This is a genomic window from Mycolicibacterium tokaiense, assembly GCF_010725885.1.
In the GTDB taxonomy this organism is placed as follows: Bacteria; Actinomycetota; Actinomycetes; order Mycobacteriales; family Mycobacteriaceae; genus Mycobacterium; species Mycobacterium tokaiense.
Window position 1 is genome coordinate 5,607,365 of sequence record NZ_AP022600.1, and the last position, 24,788, is coordinate 5,632,152.

The window sequence follows — 24,788 nt, forward strand, 5'->3', positions numbered from 1 at the left end:
TCCTCCTCCGCGTCCGGGCACCTGCATGTCGGATTCGTAGCCGCGGCGCGGCCGGATTGGAGCATCCGTTAATTTCTGATGTGACACCGCTCACCAGCGGGGCAGCGCCGGCGACGTCGGTGCCCATGCTGCCCTAACCTGCGACGCCGGGCGGCGGCGGGTCAGTAGACGTCGCGGACGTAGCGTTTGTCGGCCACCAGGGTGCGCTTGAAGGAATGGGCGGCTCTGACCGACATCCGGCCGTGTTCGGCGACGATTGCGGTCAGGGTGTCGTCGACGTCCTTGGCCATCCGCGCGGCGTCGCCGCAGACGTAGAGGTGCGCGCCGTCGTCGAGCCAGCGCCAGATCTGTGCGCCGTGATCGGCCATCTTGTGCTGGACGTAGGTCCGCTCGGCCTGATCGCGGGAGAAGGCCAGGTCGAGATGGCTGAGCAGGCCGTCGGCGACCATGTGCTGGAGATCGTCGCGATAGTAGAAATTGTGGGCGCGGTGCTGACCGCCGAAGAACAGCCAGTTGCGCCCGGTGTGGCCCAGCGCGCGGCGCTCCTGTAGGAACGCGCGGAACGGCGCGATGCCGGTACCCGGGCCCACCATGATCATCGGGGCGCCGGGGTCGGCGGGCGGGCGGAAGTGCGGTGACTGCTGCAGAAAGACCGGCACCGGGGTCCCCTCCGGCAGGTCGGCCAGGAACGTCGAGGCCACTCCCCCGCGCCGGCCGTCCTGATAGCGCACCACCGACACCGTCAGTTGCACCTCGTGCGGACTGACCTGGGGTGACGACGAGATGGAGTACTGCCGCGGCGTCAGCCGGACCAGGGCCTGCTGCCACTGCTCGGCAGCGGCCCGCACCGGGAACTGCGCCACGATGTCCAACCCGTTGCGGTTGCGCAGCCAGCGGTCGACTTCGGCGCGCGGACCGCGCAGGAACGTGGCTGCCGCGGTGTCGCCGCAGTGCGCGGCCACGAACTCGAGCAGGCCCGGGGTGACGCGGCAGATGTCGTAGCTGTCGGTCAGCGCCCGGCCCAGCGATGTCGGCGCCCCGTCGACGACGACAGACGCCGCTGCGTCCAGACCTGTGGCAGCCAGCCAGGTCTGCACGGCGGAGTCGCTGTTGCGCGGCAGCACCCCCAGGGAGTCGCCCGCGGCGTAGGTGATGCCGTGTGCGGCGACGTGCGCCGAGATGTCGAACCCGAACTGGCGCACCTCCTTGGCTGCCCCTGGCGGTGTGAGCAGGGTGTTGCGCACCAGCGGCGCCAGGACCGGCCGGTTCCTGGTGAACGGTGCGGCTGCCCTGCCCGGCACGGGGGCGGCGGGCTTGCCACCGAGCACACCGGCGAGCGTGTTTGCCCACCCGGTCATCGGGGCCTCGTCCCAGGCTTCGACCTCGGCGCGGTCGATGATCTTGGCGGCCCCCAGATCGGTCAACCGGACGTCCAGCGAGCGGGCGTGGCCGCAGAAGTTCTGGTAGGCCCGGTCGCCGATGCCCAGCACCGCGTAGCGCACCCCGTCCAGGCTCGGCGCCTCCGGCGCGCCGAGCCGCGCCCAGAAATCGGCCCCGTTGTCGGGCGGGCCGCCGTCGCCGAATGTCGAGGTGACGAGGACGATCTCGCGGCCAGGCCGCAGGTCGTCGAGCCGGCAGTCGTCCATGCTGCGCAGTGGGGCGCCCAGTTGCTCGGCCACCCGGGCGGCAAACTCCTCGGCGTTGCCGGTCTGCGACGCCCACAGGATCAACGGGCCGGTGCCGGCATCGGCGGGCCGCGACGGTTGCGCAGCCGGCGGCGCCACCGGTGGCCCGACCGGCCGCAGCAGCACCGCACACGCCTTGAACTCCGGTTGCAGGGAGTCGGGGTCGACGGCGTCGTTGGTCAGGGCGTTGACCGTCAGGTTCTCGCCCTGGGTGTCGTTCCAGTGGAACGGCACCCAGACGGTGCCGGGCAGCACCCGCTCGGTGACCACGGCCGGCAGCACCACCCGTCCGCGCCGCGACGAGACCTCGACGTGCTGACCGTCGGTCACGCCCGCGGCGTCGGCCGGATTGATCTCGACGAACGGACCGGGGTTGAGCTTGTTCAGCGCGGCCACCCGGCCGGTTTTGGTCATGGTGTGCCACTGATGCTGCAGGCGGCCGGTGTTGAGCACCAGCGGGTAGTCGTCGTCGGGCATCTCGGCGGGGTCGATGTGCGGGCGCGGGTGGAACACCGCCCGCCGGGACGGGGTGGCGAACGCCAGCCGGGGCACGGTGCCATCCGCGTGGGTGTGCAGGGTCTGACTCACCCCGTCGTTGAGGTAGCGAATAGGGTTGCGGTCGGCGCCTTCTGGGGCCACCGGCCACTGCACCGGGGCCTGGCGCAGCCGATCGTAAGAGGCACCGCGCAGGTCGTACCCGCTCTTCGGGTTCCAGAATCGCCGGATCTCGTCGAACACCTCGGCGCTGGAGGCGAAGTCGAACGCCGCTCCGAAACCCAGCGCCGCCGCGACATCGCAGATCAACTGCCAGTCCGGCCGGGCCGCGCCGGGCGGTCGGGTGGACTGCTGCAGCAGGGTGAGGGTGCGGTCCGAATTCACCATCACCGCATCGGCTTCCGACCACAGGGTGGCCGGCAGCACCACGTCGGCGTAGGCGTTGGTGGCGGTGTCGCGGTAGGTGTCCTGGGTGATCACCAGCTCGGCGGCCTGCAGACCTTCGATCACCGTCGACCGGTTGGCCACGCTGGCAACCGGATTGGTGCAGATGATCCAGCAGGCCTTGATGTCACCGGCGGCCATCTGCTCGAACATCGCGATGGTGCCGGGGCCGACGTCGGTGCGGATGGTCCCCGGCGCCAGGCCCCAGGCCTGCTCGACGAAATCCCGGTCCTCGGCGTTCAGGACGGCCCGCTGGCCGGGCAGGCCGGGTCCCATGTAGCCCATCTCGCGCCCGCCCATCGCATTGGGCTGACCCGTCAGCGACATCGGCCCGCTGCCCGGGCGGCAGATGGCGCCGGTGGCCAGGTGCAGGTTGCAGAGGGCGTTGGTGTTCCAGGTGCCGTGGGTGCTCTGGTTGAGTCCCATGGTCCAGCAGGACATCCAGTTGCCGGCTTCGGCGATCATGGCGGCGGCGCGGCGGATATCGGCCTCGGCAAGGCCGGTGAGTGCGGCAACCCGGGCCGGGGGGTAGTCGGCCAGGAACTCCGGCATGACCTCCCAGCCCTGGGTGTGCTCGTTGATGAAATCGGCGTCGATGCAGCCGTTTTCGACCAGGAGTGCCAAGATGCCGTTCAGCAGCGCCAGGTCGGTGCCCGGCTTGATCGCAAGGTACAGATCGGCCCGCTCGGCGGTGGTGGTGCGGCGCGGATCCACCACGATCAGCTGGGCGCCCGCCTTGAGCCGGTCGGCCATCCGCAGGTACAGGATCGGGTGGCAGTCGGCCATGTTGGACCCGATGACGAAGAACAGGTCGGTGGTGTCGAAATCGGCGTAGGACCCCGGTGGGCCGTCGGATCCCAGCGACTGCTTGAACCCCGTTCCGGCGCTGGCCATGCACAGCCGCGAATTGGACTCGATGTGGACAGTGCGCAGGTAGCCCTTGGCAAGCTTGGTCGCCAGATACTGCGCCTCGATGGACATCTGGCCCGAGACGTACAACGCCACCGCGTCGGGGCCGTGCCGATCGACGATGGCACGCAGCCGGTTGGCCGCCTCGGCCACCGCGTCGTCCACCGGCGTGGGCGCCGGCTCGTCCCCGCGGGCGGGGCGCACCAGCGCGGTGGACAGCCGCCCGTCGGTGGCGGCCATCAGCTCAGCGTGGGTGGCACCTTTCGTGCACAGCCGGCCGGCATTGGTGGGGTGCAACTTGTCGCCGCTGATCTTGGCGATCACCGGCGCACCCGTGCCGGCGTCGGGGCGGGTCTGCACCGAGATCCCGCACCCGACACCACAATAGGAGCAGGCAGTACGGGTGATCAGTGCGCACCCGCCGCAGCCGGGGAGCGGCCGACCGTCTCACCGGTGGTGGCGGCCCGCCTCATCCGCAGGAACACGAACCACGTCACGAAGGCGCACACCACGTAGAAGCCGAGGAACACCCAGAAGGCGTTGGTGGCGGATCTGGCGTCGCTGACGTAGGACATCCGCAGCACGATGTTGATGCCCACACCACCCAGAGCGCCCACGGCACCGGCGAATCCGATCAGCGCGCCGGACATGCTGCGCGACCACGCCGCCTTCTCGTCCTTGCTCCATTCGTCATGGCTCTGGGCTTTGGCCTCGAAGATCGACGGGATCATCTTGTAGGTGGAGCCGTTACCGAGCCCGGACAGGATGAACAGCAGGATGAATCCGGCCACGTAGGCGAACATCTGGCCACCAGTGGGGGCGCCGGCTGCGGCGTCGTCGAGCACGCCGGCGGCCACCAGCACACCGGCCGCGAAGATCATCGCCACGAACACGTAGAGCGTGATCGTGCCGCCGCCGATCCTGTCGGCCAGCTTGCCGCCGAACGGCCGGGAGATCGACCCCAGCAGCGGGCCCAGGAAGGCGATCTGCGCAGCGTGCAACGCAGCCTGGGCGGGAGTGTCACCGCCGGCGAGGTAGTTGATCTGCAGCACCTGGCCGAAGGCGAAGGAAAAGCCGATGAACGAGCCGAAGGTGCCGATGTACAGGAAGCTCATCACCCACGAGTGCCGGTAGCGCATGGCTTCGACCATGGCGCCGAGATTGGACCGCTGGTTGCCCAGGTTGTCCATGAACAGCGCGGCACCCACCGCCGCCACACCCACGAACACCAGGTAGATGGCGCACACCAGATAGGGGGCGGTGTTGCTGACCGCGGCGATCACCAGCAGGCCGATCAGCTGGATCACCGGGACGCCGATGTTGCCGCCGCCGGCGTTGAGGCCCAGCGCCCAGCCCTTGAGGCGCTGCGGGTAGAAGGCGTTGATGTTGGTCATCGACGAGGCGAAGTTGCCGCCGCCGACGCCGGCGAAGGCCGCCACCACCATGAACGTGGTGTAGGAGGTGCCCGGTTGCGACATCACCCACAGGGTCAGCACCAGCGGGATCAGCAGCAGCAGCGCGCTGGCGATGGTCCAGTTGCGGCCACCGAAACGGGCGGGCGCGATGGTGTAGGGAATCCGCATGAACGCACCCACCAGAGTGGGCATGGCCACGAGGTAGAACTTGCCTGCGGCGTCGATGCCGTAGACGTCCTGCGGCATGAACAGCACCATCACCGACCAGATGGACCACACCGAGAAGCCGACGTGCTCGGCGACGATGGACCAGATCAGGTTGCGTTTGGCGATCTCTTTGCCACCGGACTCCCAGGCGGCGTCGTCCTCGGCGTCCCAGTGCTCGATGGTTTTCCCACGGGTCATGGGAGAGATTTCTACGGAGCGGGCATTCCGCATCGATTGCCCGGCGGTGTCGGAATTGTCAATAGCCGCTCACATGGGTGGCACCCTCGCGGTGAGGGTCTGCGCCATACCGTTACCGGAACCCCGTCCGCTTCGTGACCAGGGCCGTTCACCATGGCCACATGCGTGTTTCCGTGACCCTGTTCGCCGCCGTCAGCATCGTGGCCGCCGGTTGCAGCAGCACCAGTAACGCCGCCTCCCCTGTTCCCGCGCCCACGCTGGTCCCGCGACCGGTGGTCGAACGCGACCTGGACGGGATGCTGCTGACCCCGGGTGAGGTGACGCTGCTGATGGGTGCGCAGATGACGGTCACCGCGGCCGGGGACAGCCACGCCGAGAACACCATGGCCGACAACAGCGCCATCATGTCGCCGCCGGGATGTCTGGGCATCGACGGCGCCGCCGAGGCAGTCGTCTACGCCACCAGCGGTTTCCGCGCGGTCCGCGATCAGAGTTTCACCGACGGCGACGCCTTCCGGCACTACGTCAAACAGTCGGTGGTGCTGTTCCCCTACCGCGCGCCGGCCGAGGCCTTCTTCGCCGCGTCGGTACAGCAGTGGCCGGCGTGCCACACCTACACCCACACGCAGAGCGGCTCGCAGTGGACCGTCGGCGACATCACCACCGACAACCAGGTGCTCAACACGGTCGCTACGCATGTGGATGCCGCCGCGCCCGGCTGGGCCTGCGGGCGCGCGCTGGCCCTGCGCAACAACGTCATTGTCGACGTCAACACCTGCAGCGCCGCGCCCGGTGATTCTGCGGTGCGCATCGCCACGGAGATCGGGGCGAAGGTGCTGCGGCAACGCGGCTGACGCCCGCGACCGGGTAGTGGTCGTTGTTCTCGTAGAGTGATAGCTCCCTGTCCATCGACGAGCCGCGGAGTCAAATGACCGCCCCGAGCAGCAACATGCGGTCGCTGGATCGCGCGTTCGATGTGCTGGCGGTGCTGCAGGACGCCAAGCAGCCGATGCGGCTCAGCGAGATCGCCCGCCACAGCGGTCTGCACATCGCCACCGCACAGCGGATTGTCAACGTTCTGCTGGAGCGGGGTTATGCCGCGCGGACCGGGGAGACCTACACGGCCGGACCCGCCGCACTCGCCGTCGCCCACGCCTTCATGGTGACCAATCCGCTGAGCCTGCTGGCGCAGACCACGTTGCAGCAATTGGCCGCGTCCACCGGCTACACCGCCTCGATCTTCGTCCGGGTGGAGAACTCCCGGGTGCTGATCGGCCGGGTGGAGAGCGACAACCCGCTCAGTTATGTGCTGCCGGTGGGCGAGCGCCTGCCCCTGCACCTCGGCGGGGCGGGCAAGATCATCCTGGCCGATCTGCCGCCCGGCGAGGTGCCGGCGATGGTGCCCCCGGAGGAGATCGCCCTGGCCTCGGGCCGCACGGTGGCCACCGCCGAACTGCTCGCCGAGTTGGACACGATTCGACGCGAGGGCCATGCCATCTCGGTCAGCGAGCGGACCTACGGGATCGCGTCGGTGAGTGCTCCGGTGCGCGCCCCGGGCGGACGGTTGGTGGCTGTGCTCGGTGTCACCGGGCCCGCGGACGCCTTCACCGACACACTGCTGCCCCGCTTGATCACCGAAGTCCGGCGCGCCGCAGCAACGTTGGGCGCCCGCATCCCCGTCACCGGCTGACCGGTCGGCTCCCCTCCCGACGGTGGCGACCGTTGGGGTTCCCACCTGCGCTTTGTGCCTGCGATCACACATCATGCTTGACAAGGCCGCTCCAGTGTGACCACGATTACCACATCAGGTGATAGCAGCTATCACTGTATGAGATTCTACGGAGTGGAGATGTGATGCCCCACGGTGAACCAGACATCCCGGCGTCGGGGGCCGCCGGGTCGCCGACGGCCTGGGAACGGATGTTCGTCCACACCGGCCAGGCGGTGCTGATCGCGGTGGGCGGCTACGTGGCTGCCGAATCCGCGTCGCTCGGGCTGTGGACCACGCTCGGGCCCGGGCCGGGCCTGCTACCGCTGATCCTGGGCGCGGGCCTGGTGCTGCTCACCGCCATCTGGGTGGTTCAGTCGATCGTCGAACTGCGCTCGGGCGCAGGCGGATCCGATGGCGCCGAGCCCCTGGACCGCACCTACGTCCTGGGTGTGGTCGGCGGGCTGATCGCGCTGGCGATCGCCATGCCCTTCATCGGTTTCCAGATCTCCATGGCGGTCTTCCTGTTCACCGAGCTGCTGGTGTTGGGCCGACAACGCTGGTGGATCGCCGCCGCGGTGGCCGTGGTGGGCAGCTTCGGGGTCTTCGTCCTGTTCGACCGGGTGCTGGCCGTGCAGTTGCCACTCTCGTCGTTCCAACTGCTGTCCGGCGTGGGGCTGTAAGCCGTGGACGTGCTGTACGACCTGGCCGGCGGATTCGCCGACGCGCTCACCCTGGAGAACCTGGCCTTCGCCCTGATCGGCTGCCTGCTGGGCACGCTGATCGGCGTCCTGCCCGGCATCGGACCGGTGGCCGGTGTGGCGCTGCTGGTGCCGCTGACCATGAACCTGAACCCGGCCAGCGCCATCATCATGCTGGCAGCCATCTTCTACGGCACCACCTACGGCGGCACCATCACCAGCGTGCTGCTCAACACCCCCGGTGAAGCCGCATCGGCCATCACGGCCCTGGACGGCTACGAGATGACCAAACAGGGCCGGGCCGGCTCGGCCCTGACGATCGCTGCCATCGGGTCCTTCATCGGCGGCACGGCCGCCACCATCCTGCTGGTGATCGCCGCCAAGCCGCTGGGCTCCCTGGGCCTCAAGATCGGGCCGCCGGAGTTCTTCGCCTTGGTGATGGTGGGATTGTCCCTGCTGGTGGCCCTGTCGGGGAAATCGATGGTGCGGGCACTGATCTCGGGTGTCATCGGCCTGCTGATCGCCATGATCGGCATCGACCCGGTGGCCGGGGCGCCGCGCTTCACCTTCGGTTCCGAACGCCTGCTCGACGGGGTGAGTTTCGTGGCAATCGTCGTCGGGCTCTTCGGCCTGTCGGAGCTGCTGATGGCAGGCCGGCACAAGATCGCCGCCGCCAAGGCCCCGGGCTTCCGGTCGCTGATGCCCACCCGCGAGGACTTCCGGCGCAGCACGCCCGCCATCGGGCGCGGCACCGTCATCGGCTCCGCGCTGGGTCTGATCCCCGGCATGACCGGCTCGGTGTCCTCACTGCTGGCTTACGGTGCGGAGAAACGGTTTTCGCGGCACCGCGACGAGCTGGGCACGGGCGCCATCGAAGGTGTCGCCGGCCCCGAGACCGCCAACAACGCCCACGCCAACGGTGCCCTGATCCCCCTGTTCACCCTCGGCATCCCCGCGTCGCCCACCATCGCGGTGCTGATGGGCGCGTTCCTGCAGCAGGGTCTGACCCCGGGGCCCACCCTGTTCGCCGAGGACGCCCCCATCGCCTGGGCCATCATCGCCAGCCTGTTCATCGGCAACGTGATCCTGTTGGCCCTCAACGTTCCACTGGTCAAACTCTGGACGTCGATCCTGCGGATCCCCTACCCCGTCCTGGCCGCGATCATCCTGCTGTTCCTGGTGGTCGGCTCCTACACCATCAACTTCACCGTGTTCGACGTCTTCGTGATGATCGGCGCCGGTCTGCTCGGACTGGCCATGCGGCGCCTGGACATCCCGTTGGCACCCCTGGTGCTGACCCTGGTGCTGGGTCCCCTGATGGAACGGTCCCTGCGCGAGTCCCTGGAACTGTCCCTGGGGGATCCCACGGTGTTCCTCACCCGGCCCATCAGTGCAGTGCTGCTGGTGATCGCAGCACTGATCGTGCTCAGCCCGCTGCTGAAGCTGCGCAAACCGCGCCTGCTGCAAGACGACCCCGAAACCTAGACCCCGAAGCAAGGAGAACGATCATGTCCCGCAACCACATCCGCGTGGCGGTCACCGTCACCGCAGTCACCTCCCTGGCCCTGGCCGGCTGCGGTCAGCGCACCACCGAGGGCGGCAGCGCCAGCGGCGACTTCCCCGGCAACAAGCCGATCGAACTGATCGTCGCCTTCGCCCCCGGCGGCGCTGTGGACACCGCCGCGCGGTTGGTGGCGCCGCAGATCGAGGAGGCCATCGGCACCAATGTCGAGGTGGTCAACCGTCCCGGCGCCGGCGGCCAGATCGGATACACCGAACTGACCAGCGCCAAGGCCGACGGGTACACCATCGGCGCCACCGGATCCCCGTCGGTGGTGGTCTCGCCGCTGGACCCCGCCCGCGGCGCGCAGTACACCCGCGCCAGCTTCGAACCCCTCGGCATGCAGGTGGTGGATCCGGCCGTCATCGGGGTGGCCCCCGACAGCCCCTACACCGACCTGGCTTCGCTCATCGACGCCGCCAAGGCGGCGCCGGGGAGCATCACCGCCACCACCACCGGGATCCAGACCGGTGAGCACTTCGCCCTGGCACAGATCAAAGAGGTCACCGGCGCCGACCTGGCACCCGTGCACTTCTCCGAGGGCCAATCACAAGCTGTGGCAGCGTTTCTCGGCAACCACGTCCCGGTCTACGTCGGCAGCGCCAGCGACGTGATCGATCTGGTGAAGCAGAACAAGATCCGGGTCCTCGGCGTGATGGACTCCCAGCGCAGCCAGTTCCTGCCCGACACACCGACCTTCCAGGAGTCCGGATACGACGTCATCTCCACCACCGCCCGCGGCTACTCCGCGCCGGCCGGTCTGCCCGAGCCGGTGGCCGAGAAGCTGCAGTCCGCACTCAAGGCGGCCATCGAGAACTCCGACGTCCAGGCCAAGATGACCGACCTCGGACTGGAAACCCGCTACCTCGACGCCGGCCAGTACGAGCAGCTGTGGACCGAACAGGAAACCACCTACAAAGAGCTGATGTCCGCCGTCACCCAGGAGAAGAACTGATGAGCACGCACACCCTCGTCGACAGCGGCACCGGAGGACTGGCACCCGAGGTGGCGGCGCGGTGGGCCAAACTCCCCACCGCCAACGTCGGTGACGCCATGCAGCGCCTCGGTGCGCTGAGTTCCCGCATCAAACCCGTGTGGCCCGGCGCCACGGTGGTGGGTACCGCCTACACGGTGTGGACCCGCGCCGGGGACAACAAGGTGCTGCACGAAGCGCTGGGCCTGGCCGCGCCCGGCGACGTCCTGGTGGTCAACGGCGAAGGCGACGAAACACGCGCGCTGCTCGGTGAATTGATGGGCGAGCGCGCCAAGGTCAACGGCCTGGCCGGGTTCGTGGTCGACGGCGCCGTCCGCGACGCCGAAATCCTCGGCGAGATCGGCATGCCGGTCTTCGCCCGCGCGGTCACCCCGGCCGGCCCGTTCAAGAACGGCCCCGGCCGCCTCGGCGTCACCGTCGCCATCGGCGGAGTGGCGGTGTCACCCGGCGACGTGGTGCTCGGCGACTCCGACGGCGTGGTGATCGTGCCGCGCGCCGACGCCGAGACCGTCCTGGCGGCGGCCGAAGCGAAATTCGCCGACGAGACCGCACGCCGCGCCGACATCAAGGCGGGCCGCTGATGACCCAGCCCGGCCGCGTCGCGGTGATCGGACTCGGAGAGGCGGGCGCCAAGTATGCGACCGCGACCGTCGAGCAGGGCTTTTCGGTCACCGCCTTCGACCCTGCGCCCACGGCGACCCCGTCCGGGGTGGCGCGGGCCGCCACCGCCGCCGAGGCCGTGCGCGACGCCGATGTGGTGTTGGTCCTCACCGGCGCACGGGCCTCCCGACCCGTCGCCGAATCGGTGGCCGCGGCGCTGCGGCCCGGGACCTGCTACGCCGACTTCACCTCGTCGTCCCCGTCGGCCATGCGCGAGGTCGCCGCGCTGATGGAACAGCACGGCGCGCGATTCTGCGACGTGGCGATCCTGGGTCCGGTGTCCTGGCACGGCGCCCGCACTCCCCTGATGCTGGCGGGCGCCGGCGCCGCCCGGGTGGCCGAGCTGGCGGCCGGCTGGCAGGCCCCCACCGAGATCGTCGACGGCGAGCCCGGCTCTGCGATGGCCCACAAGCTGCTGCGCAGCGTCTTGATGAAGGGTCTTGCCGGCGTGGTCACCGAAGCGGTCACCGCGGGCGCCGCCGCCGGATACGAATCGTGGATCCGCCAGCAGATCGCCGCGCAGCTGGCCGGGGACGGCCATGCCGTCATTGACCGACTGCTCACCGGTACCCGCACCCACGCCGAACGCCGCGCACACGAAATGCAGGACACGGCAGCCTATCTCGATGAACTGGGGGTGCCGGCCGAACTCACCACGGCGACTGCCACCGCGCTGCGGCGCATTGCCGACGAGGAACGGGCCGCCGCCGCGCAGGCGTGACGGGTTGACCTACCGGCCGTCGAGTGCGCGGTCGAGGTTGATCGCGGCGCTGATCAGGGCCAGGTGGGTGAACGCCTGCGGGAAGTTGCCCACCTGATCACCGGTGGCGCTGACCTGTTCGGCATACAGGCCGACATGGTTGGCGTAGGTGAACATCTTCTCCAGCGCCAGCTGCGCGTCGTCCAGGCGGCCGGCGCGGGTCAGCGCCTCGACGTACCAGAACGAGCAGATGGAGAAGGTGCCCTCCTCCCCGTCCAGCCCGTCGGATTCGGGGTCGTAGCGGAACACCAGCGAGTCGGTGACCAGATGCTCTTCCACGGCACGCAGCGTGGACAGGAACCGCGGATCGGCCGGGGACAGGAATTTCACCATCGGCATCAGCAGCACGCTGGCGTCCAACCGGTCGCCGTTCTCGGTCTGCGTGAACGCCTGCAGGTCCTCGTTCCAGCAGTCCTCCATGATGCGGGTGTAGATCTCGTCGCGCACCGCCGACCAGCCGGCCACGTCACCGGGCAGCCCGCGCTGGCGCGCCATCCGGATGGTGCGCTCGATGGCCACCCAGCACATCAACCGCGACGAGGTGTTTGCCTCCTCGCGGTCGCGGACCTCCCACATCCCGGCGTCGACACGATCCCAGTTCTCGATCACCCATTCCACGACGCGCACCACGTCACTCCACGCGTCGTTGCTGATCCCGGGCCCGTACTTGTTGAACAGGTACACCGAATCGATGATCTCGCCGTAGATGTCGAGCTGCAGTTGGTCCACCGCCGCGTTGCCCACGCGGACCGGCTTCGAGTCGCGGTAGCCGGAGAAGTGATCGAGGGTGAACTCGGTCTCGGGCCGGTTGCCGTCGATGTCGTAGAGCACCCGCAGCGGGCCCAACTCCGAGTCGTCTCCGTCTCGGCCCAGCCGCTCGGAGAGCCACCGCACAAACGCGTTGGCCTCATCGGTGAATCCGAGCCGCAGCAATGCGTACAACGAAAACGCCGCGTCGCGGATCCACACGTAGCGGTAGTCCCAGTTTCGGCTGCCCCCGATCAACTCGGGCAGGCTGGTGGTGGGTGCGGCGATGATGGCGCCGGTGGGTTCGTGGGTCAGCAGCTTCAAGGTGATGGCCGAGCGGTGCACCATCTCCCGCCACCGACCGGTATACGTGCTCTGCGACAACCACCTCCGCCAGAACGCGGTGGTGGCGTCCAGCAGGGTCGCGGTCCGGTCGAGCGAGTCGGGCGAGGGTGTCTCGTCGTCGTCGAGCACCTCCAGGATGAACAACGCGCTGTCCCCGTCATGAAGGGTGAACTCTGCCTGCACCGTGGTCTCGTCGAGGGTCAACTCAGTGGTGCCCGTCAGGCCCAGCCGCACACCGTCACCTTCGATCAGCACCCCGCATTCGGTTGCGTCGGTGCGACTGCGGCAGCGACCGTAGTCGGGCCGGGCGTCGACCCGCATCCGGACGGTGACGGTTCCTCGCACGCCGGTCACCCGGCGCACCAGGCGCTGACGGTGGTCGTCCTCGTGCGCGTCCGAGACCGGCATGAAGTCGTGCACCTCGATCACGCCGTCGGGGGTCAGGAACCGGGTGATCAGCACCGCCGAATTGGGGAAATAGAACTGCTGGGTCCGGCTGACCTCGCCGTCGGGGGCCAGCACCCAACAGCCGCCCTCCTCCGGGTCCAGCAACGCGCCGAAGATGCTCGGTGAATCGAAGCGGGGTGCGCAGAACCAGTTGACGGTACCGGTGGTGCTCACGAGGGCACAGGTGCGTAGATCGCCGATCAACCCGTGGTCGGCGATGGCGGGCCACTCAGTCACTCGCGGATCCGGGCAGGTGCCAACCGCCGTCGATGAGCTGCAGGGCCGCATCGGGACCCCAGGATCCCGGCGAATACGGTTGCACTGCAGGCGGATTGTCGAGCACCGGCTGACAGACCTGCCACAGCCGGTCCACCTCGTCGGCGCGGGTGAACAAGGTCTGATCGCCGCGCATCACGTCCAACAGCAGCCGCTCGTAGGCCTCCAGCGGGGCATCTTCGGGGTCGTCGCCCACGATGTCGAGGCGGAAGGTGCCGCACGTCAACGCCATGTCGGGACCCGGGCGCTTGACGTTGAGGTGGATTTTCGCCGTCGGCGACTCCTCCAGCTCGAGCACCAATTCGTCGGGGCCGTACGCGTTCTCGCCGAACCGGTGGCACGGCGGGGTGCGGAAGCGCAGCGTGACCGTGCGGCGGTTGTCGCCCATCGCCTTGCCGGTACGCAGATAGAACGGCACCCCCTGCCAGCGCTCGTTGTCGACCCAGGCCTCCAACGCCACCAGGGTTTCCACCGTCGAATCGTCGGCCACCCCGTCGACGTCGCGGTAGCCGTCGTACTGGCCGAAGACCACCCGCGCCGGATCCAGCGGCCGCATCGCGGTGAACACCTTGGACTTCTCGTTGCGCAGCTGCACCGCGTCGAGGCGGACGGGCGCCTCCATGGCGATGAAGCCGAGCACCTGGCACAGGTGCGTGGTGACCATGTCGCGGAAACAGCCGGTGGATTCGTAGAAGCTGCCCCGCCCTTCGGCGGTCAGGTCCTCGGGCACGTCGATCTGCACCGACTCCACCGTGGTCCGGTTCCAGGCGGGCTCGATGAGCCCGTTGGCGAACCGCAGCGCCAGGATGTTCTGCACCGCCTCCTTGCCGAGGAAGTGATCGATCCGGTACACCTGCTCCTCACTGACCACCTCTTTGAGCGTGGCGTCCAGCTCGCGGGAGGTCTCCAGATCGGTGCCGAACGGCTTCTCGATGACGACGCGGGCGGCGTCGTCGACGATGTTCTCCCGGCCCAGCATGGTGATCATCGGCTGCATCGCCGACGGCGGCACCGACAGATAGATCAGGGTCCGGACGTCCTCGCCGAGCTTTTTCTGCGCGGCGGAGACCGCCTGCGCCAGGTCGGACCCGTCCTCGGCACTGGAGACGGTGAAGCTCAGCCGCCCGAGCACGTCGTCGGCCAGTGCGCCGTCCAGCTCGCCCACGAACTCCTGCAGCGAGTCCCGGATCTTCGCGCGGAACTCCTCGTCAGAACCCGGCGAATGCCGGCCGGAGCCGATGATCGCATAGTCATCGGGCAACCGGCCGGCGGCCGCGAGGTGGTAGATGCCGGGGAAGAGCTTGCGCTTCGCGAGGTCACCGGTGGCACCGAAGAGCACGAATACGTGCGGTGCGAGTGTGTCAGCCATTCCCGCGGAGATGCCCAGAACCCGCGGCCGTCAAACCACTACTCCTCCGGCTTGACCGCCAGCACCGGTTTGGGGCACTGCAGGATGAGCTGCTGGGAGACACTGCCCAGCAACAGCTTTCCGACGGGGTTGCGATGGCGGATCCCGATCACCAGCATCTCGGCGTCGTAGCGGTCCATCGCCTCCAGCAGGGCGTCAGCGGCGTATTTGCCCACCGGCTGCTCGATCTCGTACTCCACCCCGCAGTCGGTGAGACGGTCCTCCAGCGAGTGGACCTCCTTCTGCTGGGCGAAGGCCGCATCGACATACGAGTCACCCGCGGTGGAGTTCACCACCAGCAGCGTGCTCTGGCGCAGCTTGGCCTCGGTTATGCCGTGTTCGAGCGCGGTGTGCCCGAACTGGTCTGCGGTATATCCGACGACGATCATTGTTGCCCCGCCTTCTCTCGCTGATCCTTGTCGTCTTCCACGATGAGCAGCGACTCTTCACTGCGGTGCATCAGCTTGAGCACCAGCGGAGCCAGCAGCAGCAGCGCCATCAGCACGTACGTGACGATGGCCACCGGCTCGGTGAACAGGCTGCTCCAGTCGCCGCCACCGAGCTGCAGGCTCTGGCGCAGCTGTCGTTCGATGCGCGGGCCCAGGATGACGCCGATGATCAGCGGCAGCACCGGGAGTCCGAAGCGACGCATCATCAGACCCATCAGGCCGAACAGCAGCAGCAGCGCCAGATCCAGCGGCTGGAGGTTGACGGCGAAGGCACCGAGGATGGCGAAGAACAGGATGCCGGCGTAGAGGTAGGGCCTGGGCGTGCGCAGCAGCTTGGCCCACAGCGGCGCCAGCGGCAGGTTGATCACCAGCAGCAGGAAGTTGCCGATGAACAGGCTGGCGATCAGCGTCCAGATCAGCAGCGGTTCCTTGTCGAACAGAGTCGGACCGGGCTGGATGCCGTAGGACACGAACGCCGTGAGCATCACCGCGGCGGTGGCGTTGGTGGGCAGACCCAGCGACAGCATCGGCACCAGAGTGCCGGCCGCCGAGGCGTTGTTGGCGGCCTCCGGGCCGGCCACGCCTTCGATGGCGCCCTTGCCGAATTCCTCCGGGTGCTTGGAGAGCTTCTTCTCGGTGATGTAGCTCAGGAACGTGGGCAGCTCGGCGCCGCCGGCGGGCAGCGCACCGAACGGGAACCCGTAGGCGGTGCCGCGCAGCCAGGGCTTCCAGGACCGGCCCCAGTCCTTCTTGTCCATCCAGGGCCGCCCGACCGGGATGATGTCGGCGGGACGGCGACGCAGGTGAGCCGCCACCCACAGGGCCTCGCCGACGGCGAACACCGCCACCGCGATCACCACGATGTCGATGCCGTCGGAGAGCTGCGGCAGGCCGAAGGTGGCCCGCGGCTGGCCGGTCAGCGAGTCGATGCCCACCAGGCCGATGGCCAGGCCGAGGAACAGCGAGATGGCGCCGCGCAGTTTCGACGAGCCCAGCACCGCGGTCACGGCCACCAGAGCGAACAGCATGATGGCCAGGTAGGACGGCGCGCCCAGGGTGACGGCGAAGCGCGAGACCGCCGGCGCGAACGCGGCCAGCAGCGCGGTGCCGATCGAGCCGGCGACGAACGAGCCGATGGCGGCGGTGGCCAGCGCTTGGGCCGCCCGGCCCGCCTTGGCCATCTTGTTGCCCTCGATCGCGGTGATCACCGACGACGATTCACCGGGTGTGTTCAGCAGGATCGAGGTGGTGGAGCCGCCGTACATCCCGCCGTAGAAGATGCCGGCGAACATGATGAACGCCGCACTGGGGCTGACGTTGTAGGTGATGGGCAGCAGCAGCGCCACCGTCATGGCCGGGCCGATGCCGGGCAGCACGCCCACCGCGGTGCCCAGCAGCACGCCGATCACGGCGTACAGGAGGTTCATCGGAGTCGCCGCTTCGGCGAACCCCTGCATCAACCAGTCGAAGTTCTCCATCTACAGAATCCCGTCCAGAATGCCTGCGGGCAGCGGGATGCCGAGCCCGGAATAGAACGCATAGAAGCTGAGGACGCCCAGCACGGCGCCGATCACCACGTTGCGCACATAGTGTTTGCTGCCCAGAACCGTTGCGGTCCCGGCAAAGAACAGCCCCCCGGCAATGGTCCAGCCCAACGGGTTGACCAGCACGATGACGGCCACGAACAGCGCGATGAGCAGACCGACGGTGCGCCAGTCGCTCTTCATGGTCGGATCGATGTCCTCACCGGCGTCGGCCTCACCCTTGGACCCCCGCGGGATCGCGATGGCCAAGATGACCGACAGCACGATCAGCACCACGCCGATGACCATCGGGAACAGCCGCGGCCCAACGGGATCCACCTTGGCGAAGCCGTCCGCGATGCGCAGCGCGTCGACGATGAGGAAGATGCCCACCGCCACGCACACCGCGCAGACGACGTACTGCCCCCTGTCCTGCGTCCTGTCGATGTCCTTGGGGGTCTTGTCGACCCCGGTCTCGGTCGTCATACCAGCCCCAGATCCGTCAGCGTCGTCGACACCCGCGTGTCCTGTTCTTCGAGGAAACGCTCGAACGGCTCCCCGGTCATGAACGCGTCGGTCCAGCCGTTGGCCACCAGCGCCTCTTTCCACGCGTCGGTGGCATGCATCTCTTCCAGGATCTTCACCATGGCGTCACGGTCCTCATCGGTTATGCCTGGGGGCGCGAGGATTCCGCGCCAGTTGGTGAAGGTGAGGTCGATGCCGGCCTCGGTGAGCGTCGGTGCATCCACCCCCTCGACCCGCTCGCTGCCCGACACCGCAAGCACCCGCACCTGACCGGACTCGATCTGGTCGACGTACTCACCCAACCCTGACGTGCCCGCGGCGATCTTGTTGCCCAGCAGCGCGGTCAGCAGGTCACCGCCGCCGTCGTAGGAGACGAAGTTCACCTGCGTGGGGTCCACCCCCACCGCGCGGGCGGTCTCCATCGGGAAGAGGTGGTCCGGTCCGCCCGGGGACGAGCCACCACCGATGGTGACCCGCGCCGGGTCGGCCTTCCAGGCGGCCACGAAGTCGTCGACCGTCTTGAACGGCGAGTCGGCGGGCACCAGGATGCCCTCCTGCTCCTCGACCATCTTGGCCAGGGCGGTGGCATCGGAGACCCGCGCCGTGGAACCGTTGGTGTACACCGCACCGACCACGCCGAGACCCATCATCATCATGAGGTCGCCGTTGCCGCGCTCGTTCATCAGCCGGGCCATGGCCACGGTGCCGCCGGCGCCGATCACGTTGAACACCTCGACGCGGCCGGTGATGTCGTCGTCTTCCATGATCTTGACCGCGGTGCGGGCGGTGAGGTCGTACCCACCGCCAGGACTGTTGGGCACCATCATGCGCAGCCGGTGCATGCCGGCGGGGTCGTCGCCGCGGGTGACACCGCAGCCGGCGAGCAGCAGCGCGATCAACACGATCGCCGCTGTGCGGACGCCATATGGTCGTCTGGACACCAGATTGCTCCTGAGTTTGGTGGTGATGCTCAGCAATACTGACCCCCTTACGTGATGCACGTCACTCTTTCGGACGCAAAGGACGTTGTGAACATTAAGAACACCCGGCGGGGTGCCAGCCTGGCGGGCCAGTTCCTGGCCTTCCAGCTGGTGGTGGTCGCCGTCGTGCTGCTGGCCGTGGGGGCGGTGTCGGTGGCGCAGTCCACCCGGGAGTTCCAGGAGGTCCGCGGCCAGCGGATGATCGCCGTCGCCGAGAACATGGCGTCCACCCCGATCGTGCGCGAGAGATTCGGCGACCCCTTCGCCGCGCAGGTGCTGGCCCCGGACGTGGACCGGGCCGTTGCGCTGTCGGGGGCGGGCCTGGCCGAGATCATCAGCCCCGACGGGACGGTGCGGGTGTCCACCGACCCCGCGCGGGCGGGACAGCCGGCCGAGTTCGGTGCCAGCGATGTCCGGACGGGACGTGCCTGGTCCGGAGACGTCGACATCGCCGGTGTACACAGCATCGTCGGGCAGGTGCCGATCCTGGGGATCAACGGCGAGGTCCTGGCCATCACCTCGGTGAGCGAGCCCTACCCCACCGTATGGCAGTTGCTCTCCGGCGCCGGGGAACGGTTGTTGGTGTACCTGGGGCTGGGGGCCGTGCTCGGGCTCGCCGCGTCGTGGTTGCTGTCGCGGCGGATCAAGCGGCACACCCGCGGTCTGGAGGTCGCCGAGATCGCCAGCCTGGCCGATCACCGCGAGGCGCTACTGCACAGCATCGGTGAGGGGGTGGTGGCGGTGAACACCGACGGCGAGATCACCCTGCTCAACGACAGTGCGCGCGACCTGCTGGGGCTCGGCGAGGAGGCGATCGGGCGCCGCGTCGACGCGGTGGACATGGATCCCGCGGTGGTGGAGTTCCTGCAGTCCGGGGACACCGACCACGCCGTCATCGCCACGCGCACCCGGGTGCTGGCCCTGCATCGCCGGCCGGCCAGCAGTTATGGACGGTCGATCGGTACGGTGACCACGATGCGCGACACCACCGAGCTGGCCACCATGAGTGGCCAGCTGTCGTCCCACAAGAGCGTCACCGACACGCTGCGCGCGCAGACCCACGAGTTCGCCAACCAGCTGCACACCATCTCCGGCCTGGTGCAGCTCGGCGAATTCGATGCGGTCCGCGAATTGGTGGGTACCTTGACCCGGCGCCGCGCCGAGATCAGTGACGCCGTGACACAACGCATCTCCGACCCCGCGGTGGCCGCTCTGCTGATCGCCAAGACCACACTGGCCGCCGAACGGCGGGTGGCCCTGGAGATCTCCCCCGAGTCGACGCTGCGGCCGTTGGACCCGGCACTGGCCACCGATGTGATCACCCTGCTGGGGAACCTGATCGACAATGCGGTGGACGTCTCGGAGGGCTCGGTACACAGTCGGGTGGTGGTGGAGATGCGCGGTGAGAGCGCGGGGCTGTCGATCACGGTAACCGATTCCGGACCGGGAGTGCCCGAGCATCTGCGGGAATCGATCTTCGCCCGCGGCGTCACGTCCAAGCCCGATGTGCCCGGCGGGCGGGGCATCGGCCTGGCCCTGGTGCGCCTGGTGACCAATCAGCACGGCGGCTCGGTGAACGTCACCGATGCCCCCGGCGGCGGCGCCCGGTTCAGGGTGCGGATTCCGTTGAGCGAGAACGCCCATGCGTGACGTCCTGGTAGTCGACGACGACTTCATGGTCGCCGAGATCCACCGCCGGTTCGTCGAACAGGTCGACGGTTTCCGGAGCGTGGGCGTGGCGCGGACCGGCGCCGAAGCGCTGGAGGCGGTGGCGGAGCTGAGCCCCGACCTGCTGCTGCTGGACGTGTACCTGCCCGACATGACCGGGCTGAAGGTGTTGCAGCAGTTGCGTTCTGCCGGCAACCGCGTGGGCGTCATCATGATCACCGCAGCGCGCGAGCTGGACACCGTGAGCGCCGCACTGGACGGCGGCGCAGCCGACTATCTGATCAAGCCGTTCGAGTTCCCGCAGTTGCGGGCCAAACTCGAGGCGTTCGCGGCGCGGACGGCCGCGTTGCGCGCCGAGCAGCATGTCGATCAGAGTGTGGTGGACAAGTTGTTCGGCAACGCCGGCGGCCCGGTGCCCGAGGCGCTCCCCAAGGGCCTGGGCGCCGAGACCGGGCAGCGGGTGCTGGACGCGGTGCGCGCGGCCGGTGAGGTGTCTGCGGCCGAATGCGCCGAGCTGGTGGGGATCTCGCGGGTGAGTGCCCGACGGTACCTGGAGCACTATCTCAGCGCGGGGACGGTGGAGCTGCGGCTGCAGTACGGTGCGGGGCGTCCGGAGCGGCGGTACCGGGTGGTCTGAGGGCCGCGGGGGTTATCCCCCACCAAGGCGGGGGTTTTCCCCGGCGACACCCGGATGTGCGCGCAGCATGCTGGTGTCATGACACTGATGGGACGCCGTAACTTCCTGGGCGGGGCGGCGGCACTGAGTGCCGGGGTCGGACTGTCGGCCTGTGCCACGTCCACTGATACCGCATCAACAGAGGTGTCGGACCTGTCGGCGCGGGACCCCGACCTGCCCTTCATCGCCACGGAAGAGACTTACACCACCGATGAACTGATCTCCCTGAATGCGTTCAACGATGATCACATCGAATACCTCAGGGAGACAGGGCTTGCCGAACTCGGGCCTGGCCGCATCGGCGCCATGGATGAGGCGGGTGTCGCTGTGCAGATCCTCTCTGCACATACGCCGGGCGTACAGGATCTCGCCGGCCGGGAGGGCAACGATTTTGCCTACCGTCTGAACAGGATGATCGCCGAGGGTCCGATGGCCAGGTATCCGGGGCGGTATCAGGCCTACGCGACCCTGCCCCTGCAGGACCCCGAAGCATCTGCAGACGAATTGGAACGCGCCGTCCGCGAAGACGGCTTTGTCGGTGCCATGACCAATGGCTTCATCGGGACCAGGTTCCTCGACCACCAGGATTTTGAACCCGTTCTGGCCCGCGCCGAGGCACTTGAGGTTCCGATCTACCTGCATCCGGGCTTTCCGCCCACAGAGGTGTTCGACATCTACTACCGGATTGACCGCCCTGGATTCAACGATGAGTACCAGGACTACATTTTCAGCGGTTCAGGATATGGGTGGCATCAAGAGGTGCTCACCCAGTGTCTTCGCCTGATCATGACCGGCGTGTTCGACAGATTCCCCCGACTGCAGATGATCGTCGGCCACATGGGCGAGGGCCTTCCCTTCTATTACGAGCGCATCGTCGAAGACCTGGGAGATGCGACCGAGGGTTCGCTGAACAAGCCTGTCGCGCAATACTTCAACGACAATTTCTGGTACACGACCAGCGCATTCTTCCAGGACGAACTGCTGCACCTCTTGCTGAAGTACATCAGTGCCGATCGAGTGATGTTCGGGACCGACTACCCATTTGCGGATATGAAGGAAGGCACCGACTGGTTTCGGGCAGTGAACCTGCCACGCGAGACCAAAGAGAAGATTGCGTTCCGCAATGCGGAGAAACTCTTCGGCATCAAACTCTGACGCCGTGCGTGTCAACGACCGGGCCTACCGCCCCGACTCGAGCGAGAGGATCGAGATGTCGGGCGGGGCACCCACGCGTACCGGCGGGCCCCAGAAGCCGGCACCGCGGGAGACGTAGAGCTGGGTGTCCTGGTGCGTCGACAGCCCGGCCAGCGACGGCTGTACGGACTCCACGATGTACTGGAACGGCCAGGTCTGGCCGCCGTGGGTGTGGCCGGACAGCTGCAGGTCCACTCCGCGGGCGGCGGCTTCCTCAACCATCACGGGCTGATGCGCCAACAGCACGGTGGCCTGCGACGGATCCACCCCGGCCAGGGCGCGGTCGTAGTCGGGCGGGTCGCCGCGCTCTTCCCCGGCGAGGTCGTTGACCCCGGCCAGGTTGAACCCCGCACCGCCACGGCGGATCAGGGTGTTCTCGTTGCGCAGCGGCGCCACCCCGAAACGTTCCAGTTCACGCAGCCAGGGCGCGGTGTCCTCGACGAAGTACTCGTGATTGCCGGTCACGAAGAAGGAACCTTCACGAGACACCAGATCCTGCAACGGTTCTGCGGCGTGGCCCAGCTCCTCGACCGAACCGTCCACCAGATCACCCACGATGGCCACCAGGTCCGGCTCGGTCTCGTTGATCATCGACACGATGCGCTCGGTGTGCCGACGGCCCAGCAGCGGGCCCAGGTGGATGTCCGACACCACCGCGATGCGGAACCCGCTGAACGCCGGATCGAGGCGGCCCAGCCGCACCGGCACCTGCAGCACCTGCGGCGGCCCCAGCGCGGTGGCCGCGCCGTAGCCCACCAGGCTCACCGACGCGGCGCCGGCGGCGACCGCGCCGGCCCTGGCCAGGAACACCCGGCGGTTCACCCCACCGGGATCCGGTGCTGGTAGCTCCTCGATCGCGGGCGCCGCCGCCGGGACAGCGATCTTGGGTTCGACCGAGCGCTGACGCCGGACCCAGGGCAGCAGCACCAGCCGGATGGGCTCCAGGACCAGCAGCGCCAGCAGCAGGTACCCCACCACGGCGAACCAGAGGTAACCCGGCCACGCCAGCAGCGGCGACTCCGCGACGTCGAAGACGCGCGGCACGAACAGTGTCGTCAGCAGCAGCGCCGCCAACGCCAGGAACACCGTGGTCAACACGCGGCGGGTGCGGCCCGGCCCGGTGGTGTCCTTGATCAGCCGTTTCCAGATGTACAGGTGCGCCAAGCCCAGGACGGCGCAGACGATGACGATGAACATGCAGGCAGTCAGCCGTGCTTCCGGACCCGGTGCATCACACCAGACTAGCCACGGGTTGCGGGTGCCCCGACTCGCGTGATCGCGCTCACCAGCAACCACGAGGCCACGACGGTCGCAAACACCAGTGCCTGGACCAGCCCCACGGCATCGTTGGGGTACAGCACCCCCGTCAGGTAGTGCTCGATGAAACCTTCCGGCGGCAGCGGCGCCAGACCGAGATCAGCGCGGGCCCAGCGCTCCACCCAGGTCAGCGGGCAGGGCAATCCGATGACCACGCTGCAGGCACCCCAGAGCACCGCTGCGAGATGCAGCCAGATGCTGCGCGGCCACCGCAGCGCCACGAATCCCCCGGCCACCAGATACGCGAGGAAGGCGAAGTGGCCGGCCACGGCGAGGGCGAGGATAAGCACACTGATGCCTCCGATTGTAAGCTCAGCTGTGCTGTCGGCCCGGTGTTACGCCCTGCTGGTAATAGGTGTGCTGTGCGCGGGATCCGTCAGCCCCACCGCAGGCGCCACACCCGCCGATGCCCTGCGCACCATCGTGACCGACACCATGCGTTCCGAGCACCTCAAGTCGGTCATCGTCAAGGTCACCGTCGATGGCAACGACCTGATGACCGACGCATTCGGTGAGTCCATGACCGGGGTGCCCGCCACCATTGACATGCATTTCCGCAACGGCGCCGTCGCCATCTCCTACGTCTCGACCCTGCTGCTGCTCCTCGCCGAAGACGGCACCGTCGGCCTCGACGACCTGCTCTCGACCTACCTTCCTGACATCCCGCACGCCGACCGGGTGACACTGCGCCAACTCGCCACGATGACGTCGGGGTACGTGGACTACGTCATCGACAACACCGAGTTCGACGAGGCGCTGTACCGGGATCCGTTCCGGCAGTGGCGACCCGAGGAACTGCTGCCATACGCGACGTCGCAGCCGCTGCAGTACCAGCCGGGCACCAACTGGAACTACGCTCACACCAACTACGTGTTGCTGGGCCTCGCGCTGGAGAAGGCCACCGGTCAGCCGATGCCGAAGTTGTTGTCGGACAGGGTTCTCGGACCGCTGGGTTTATCGGAGACCAGGAACTCGTTCACGCCGGAGATCCCGCAACCCGCGTTGCACGCCTTCACCGCGGAACGGGGCCGCTACGAGGAGTCCACGTACTGGAACCCGTCGTGGACCATCACCAATGGCGCCATCCAGACCTCGACCATCACCGATCTGGCGACCACCGCGGTCGGTATCGGCACCGGAAAACTCTTGTCCGAAGCGTCATTCGCCGAGATGTTGCGCACACCGCCGCGGGGCTCGACCAGGCCGTTGCCCGGCTGCACCACGTGTGCCGAGCTGGGCGACATCTACGACTACGGGATGGGTCTGGTGGTCTCGGGCGACTGGCTGCTACAGAACCCGATGTTCTACGGCTACGCCGCGCTTGAGGCATATCTCCCGTCGCGGGGTATCGCCATTGCCGTCGCGGCGACGTTCGAGCCCGGTGCGTTCGACGACACCGGTGCCTACACCAATGCCGCGGACACCCTGTTCCGCCGCATCGGCGCAGAGCTGGCGCCCGAGAATGCGCCACCGGTGCGCTGAGCCAGTATCGTCGT

Annotated in this window: 21 protein-coding genes; 11 read left to right on the top strand and 10 right to left on the bottom strand. The window is 68.1% G+C overall.

Going from position 1 to position 24,788, the window contains the following annotated elements; all coding sequences use genetic code 11:
• Positions 1 to 161: 161 nt before the first annotated feature.
• Together G6N58_RS27065 and G6N58_RS27070 are read right to left on the bottom strand one after the other, a co-directional pair.
• Positions 162 to 3,941, bottom strand: coding sequence for a bifunctional nitrate reductase/sulfite reductase flavoprotein subunit alpha (locus G6N58_RS27065; protein WP_115280763.1), 3,780 nt, complete (start codon positions 3,939 to 3,941; stop codon positions 162 to 164).
• On the bottom strand, positions 3,941 to 5,353 hold the full coding sequence (locus tag G6N58_RS27070; protein WP_115280762.1) for an MFS transporter: 1,413 nt from the start codon (positions 5,351 to 5,353) through the stop codon (positions 3,941 to 3,943). Before G6N58_RS27070 ends, G6N58_RS27065 begins: the two co-directional genes overlap by 1 nt.
• A gap of 161 nt (positions 5,354 to 5,514) precedes the next feature.
• On the opposite strand from G6N58_RS27070, the gene G6N58_RS27075 reads away from it, so the two are divergent.
• From G6N58_RS27075 to G6N58_RS27105, 7 genes are all read left to right on the top strand, one after another.
• The gene (locus tag G6N58_RS27075) at positions 5,515 to 6,207 is read left to right on the top strand and encodes a sensor domain-containing protein (protein ID WP_115280761.1); all 693 of its coding nucleotides are present in this window, start codon (positions 5,515 to 5,517) and stop codon (positions 6,205 to 6,207) included.
• 74 nt (positions 6,208 to 6,281) lie between these two features.
• On the top strand, positions 6,282 to 7,043 hold the full coding sequence (locus G6N58_RS27080) for an IclR family transcriptional regulator (protein ID WP_115280760.1): 762 nt from the start codon (positions 6,282 to 6,284) through the stop codon (positions 7,041 to 7,043).
• Between the two features lie 164 nt (positions 7,044 to 7,207).
• Positions 7,208 to 7,744, top strand: a complete 537-nt coding sequence (locus tag G6N58_RS27085) for a tripartite tricarboxylate transporter TctB family protein (protein WP_115280759.1) — start codon at positions 7,208 to 7,210, stop codon at positions 7,742 to 7,744.
• 3 nt (positions 7,745 to 7,747) lie between these two features.
• Positions 7,748 to 9,247, top strand: coding sequence for a tripartite tricarboxylate transporter permease (locus tag G6N58_RS27090; RefSeq protein WP_115280758.1), 1,500 nt, complete (start codon positions 7,748 to 7,750; stop codon positions 9,245 to 9,247).
• Positions 9,248 to 9,270: 23 nt separating this feature from the next.
• The gene (locus G6N58_RS27095) at positions 9,271 to 10,278 is read left to right on the top strand and encodes a tripartite tricarboxylate transporter substrate binding protein (RefSeq protein ID WP_115280757.1); all 1,008 of its coding nucleotides are present in this window, start codon (positions 9,271 to 9,273) and stop codon (positions 10,276 to 10,278) included.
• On the top strand, positions 10,278 to 10,898 hold the full coding sequence (locus G6N58_RS27100; protein ID WP_115280756.1) for an RraA family protein: 621 nt from the start codon (positions 10,278 to 10,280) through the stop codon (positions 10,896 to 10,898). Before G6N58_RS27095 ends, G6N58_RS27100 begins: the two co-directional genes overlap by 1 nt.
• On the top strand, positions 10,898 to 11,698 hold the full coding sequence (locus G6N58_RS27105; protein WP_115280755.1) for an NAD(P)-dependent oxidoreductase: 801 nt from the start codon (positions 10,898 to 10,900) through the stop codon (positions 11,696 to 11,698). The genes G6N58_RS27100 and G6N58_RS27105 overlap by 1 nt, the downstream gene beginning before the upstream one ends.
• Before the next feature lie 9 nt (positions 11,699 to 11,707).
• On the opposite strand, the gene G6N58_RS27110 is transcribed toward G6N58_RS27105, so the two are convergent.
• From G6N58_RS27110 to G6N58_RS27135, 6 genes are read right to left on the bottom strand one after another with little or no spacing between them, the layout of a single operon-like run.
• Positions 11,708 to 13,513: a glycoside hydrolase family 15 protein gene (locus G6N58_RS27110; protein ID WP_232068023.1), complete on the bottom strand. Its 1,806-nt coding sequence runs from the start codon at positions 13,511 to 13,513 to the stop codon at positions 11,708 to 11,710.
• A complete protein-coding gene (zwf, locus tag G6N58_RS27115) occupies positions 13,506 to 14,921 on the bottom strand; it encodes a glucose-6-phosphate dehydrogenase (RefSeq protein WP_115282024.1) in 1,416 nt (471 codons plus the stop codon). The genes G6N58_RS27110 and zwf overlap by 8 nt, the downstream gene beginning before the upstream one ends.
• Positions 14,922 to 14,959: 38 nt before the next feature.
• Entirely contained in the window at positions 14,960 to 15,349 is a 390-nt protein-coding gene (locus G6N58_RS27120) for a universal stress protein (RefSeq protein WP_115280754.1), read from the bottom strand.
• On the bottom strand, positions 15,346 to 16,887 hold the full coding sequence (locus G6N58_RS27125; protein WP_115280753.1) for a tripartite tricarboxylate transporter permease: 1,542 nt from the start codon (positions 16,885 to 16,887) through the stop codon (positions 15,346 to 15,348). Before G6N58_RS27125 ends, G6N58_RS27120 begins: the two co-directional genes overlap by 4 nt.
• Positions 16,888 to 17,418 (bottom strand): tripartite tricarboxylate transporter TctB family protein, encoded by a 531-nt coding sequence (locus G6N58_RS27130; RefSeq protein WP_115280752.1) that lies wholly within the window; start codon positions 17,416 to 17,418, stop codon positions 16,888 to 16,890. It abuts the gene before it with no gap.
• Positions 17,415 to 18,299: a Bug family tripartite tricarboxylate transporter substrate binding protein gene (locus tag G6N58_RS27135; RefSeq protein ID WP_163908687.1), complete on the bottom strand. Its 885-nt coding sequence runs from the start codon at positions 18,297 to 18,299 to the stop codon at positions 17,415 to 17,417. Before G6N58_RS27135 ends, G6N58_RS27130 begins: the two co-directional genes overlap by 4 nt.
• Positions 18,300 to 18,452: 153 nt before the next feature.
• On the opposite strand from G6N58_RS27135, the gene G6N58_RS27140 reads away from it, so the two are divergent.
• The 3 genes from G6N58_RS27140 (at position 18,453) to G6N58_RS27150 (ending at position 21,936) form a co-directional block, all read left to right on the top strand.
• Complete coding sequence (locus G6N58_RS27140) at positions 18,453 to 20,087, top strand: sensor histidine kinase (RefSeq protein WP_115280751.1); 1,635 nt, start codon at positions 18,453 to 18,455, stop codon at positions 20,085 to 20,087.
• On the top strand, positions 20,080 to 20,742 hold the full coding sequence (locus G6N58_RS27145; RefSeq protein ID WP_115280750.1) for a response regulator: 663 nt from the start codon (positions 20,080 to 20,082) through the stop codon (positions 20,740 to 20,742). The genes G6N58_RS27140 and G6N58_RS27145 overlap by 8 nt, the downstream gene beginning before the upstream one ends.
• 78 nt (positions 20,743 to 20,820) lie before the next feature.
• Positions 20,821 to 21,936 carry an amidohydrolase family protein gene (locus tag G6N58_RS27150; protein ID WP_197746448.1) on the top strand — a complete coding sequence of 372 codons (1,116 nt, stop codon included), beginning with the start codon at positions 20,821 to 20,823 and terminating at the stop codon, positions 21,934 to 21,936.
• Positions 21,937 to 21,960: 24 nt separating this feature from the next.
• On the opposite strand, the gene G6N58_RS27155 is transcribed toward G6N58_RS27150, so the two are convergent.
• Both G6N58_RS27155 and G6N58_RS27160 read right to left on the bottom strand, forming a co-directional pair.
• Positions 21,961 to 23,172 carry a metallophosphoesterase gene (locus G6N58_RS27155; protein WP_115280749.1) on the bottom strand — a complete coding sequence of 404 codons (1,212 nt, stop codon included), beginning with the start codon at positions 23,170 to 23,172 and terminating at the stop codon, positions 21,961 to 21,963.
• A gap of 44 nt (positions 23,173 to 23,216) precedes the next feature.
• Positions 23,217 to 23,582 (bottom strand): DUF2784 domain-containing protein, encoded by a 366-nt coding sequence (locus G6N58_RS27160; RefSeq protein ID WP_407664125.1) that lies wholly within the window; start codon positions 23,580 to 23,582, stop codon positions 23,217 to 23,219.
• A 4-nt stretch (positions 23,583 to 23,586) separates the two neighbouring features.
• On the opposite strand from G6N58_RS27160, the gene G6N58_RS27165 reads away from it, so the two are divergent.
• Positions 23,587 to 24,774: a serine hydrolase domain-containing protein gene (locus G6N58_RS27165; RefSeq protein ID WP_115280747.1), complete on the top strand. Its 1,188-nt coding sequence runs from the start codon at positions 23,587 to 23,589 to the stop codon at positions 24,772 to 24,774.
• Positions 24,775 to 24,788: the final 14 nt, after the last annotated feature.

What these genes read in the sequence shown, in the direction of transcription:
- G6N58_RS27150 (WP_197746448.1), top strand. Translation starts at nt 20,821, where the DNA reads ATGACACTGATGGGACGCCGTAACTTCCTGGGCGGGGCGGCGGCACTG.
- G6N58_RS27140 (WP_115280751.1), top strand. Translation starts at nt 18,453, where the DNA reads ATGCACGTCACTCTTTCGGACGCAAAGGACGTTGTGAACATTAAGAAC.
- G6N58_RS27075 (WP_115280761.1), top strand. Translation starts at nt 5,515, where the DNA reads ATGCGTGTTTCCGTGACCCTGTTCGCCGCCGTCAGCATCGTGGCCGCC.
- G6N58_RS27070 (WP_115280762.1), bottom strand. Translation starts at nt 5,353, where the DNA reads ATGACCCGTGGGAAAACCATCGAGCACTGGGACGCCGAGGACGACGCC.
- G6N58_RS27095 (WP_115280757.1), top strand. Translation starts at nt 9,271, where the DNA reads ATGTCCCGCAACCACATCCGCGTGGCGGTCACCGTCACCGCAGTCACC.
- G6N58_RS27145 (WP_115280750.1), top strand. Translation starts at nt 20,080, where the DNA reads ATGCGTGACGTCCTGGTAGTCGACGACGACTTCATGGTCGCCGAGATC.
- G6N58_RS27125 (WP_115280753.1), bottom strand. Translation starts at nt 16,887, where the DNA reads ATGGAGAACTTCGACTGGTTGATGCAGGGGTTCGCCGAAGCGGCGACT.
- G6N58_RS27080 (WP_115280760.1), top strand. Translation starts at nt 6,282, where the DNA reads ATGACCGCCCCGAGCAGCAACATGCGGTCGCTGGATCGCGCGTTCGAT.
- G6N58_RS27135 (WP_163908687.1), bottom strand. Translation starts at nt 18,299, where the DNA reads ATGCACCGGCTGCGCATGATGGTGCCCAACAGTCCTGGCGGTGGGTAC.
- G6N58_RS27155 (WP_115280749.1), bottom strand. Translation starts at nt 23,172, where the DNA reads ATGTTCATCGTCATCGTCTGCGCCGTCCTGGGCTTGGCGCACCTGTAC.
- G6N58_RS27085 (WP_115280759.1), top strand. Translation starts at nt 7,208, where the DNA reads ATGCCCCACGGTGAACCAGACATCCCGGCGTCGGGGGCCGCCGGGTCG.
- G6N58_RS27130 (WP_115280752.1), bottom strand. Translation starts at nt 17,418, where the DNA reads ATGACGACCGAGACCGGGGTCGACAAGACCCCCAAGGACATCGACAGG.
- zwf (WP_115282024.1), bottom strand. Translation starts at nt 14,921, where the DNA reads ATGGCTGACACACTCGCACCGCACGTATTCGTGCTCTTCGGTGCCACC.
- G6N58_RS27105 (WP_115280755.1), top strand. Translation starts at nt 10,898, where the DNA reads ATGACCCAGCCCGGCCGCGTCGCGGTGATCGGACTCGGAGAGGCGGGC.
- G6N58_RS27165 (WP_115280747.1), top strand. Translation starts at nt 23,587, where the DNA reads ATGCCTCCGATTGTAAGCTCAGCTGTGCTGTCGGCCCGGTGTTACGCC.
- G6N58_RS27100 (WP_115280756.1), top strand. Translation starts at nt 10,278, where the DNA reads ATGAGCACGCACACCCTCGTCGACAGCGGCACCGGAGGACTGGCACCC.
- G6N58_RS27120 (WP_115280754.1), bottom strand. Translation starts at nt 15,349, where the DNA reads ATGATCGTCGTCGGATATACCGCAGACCAGTTCGGGCACACCGCGCTC.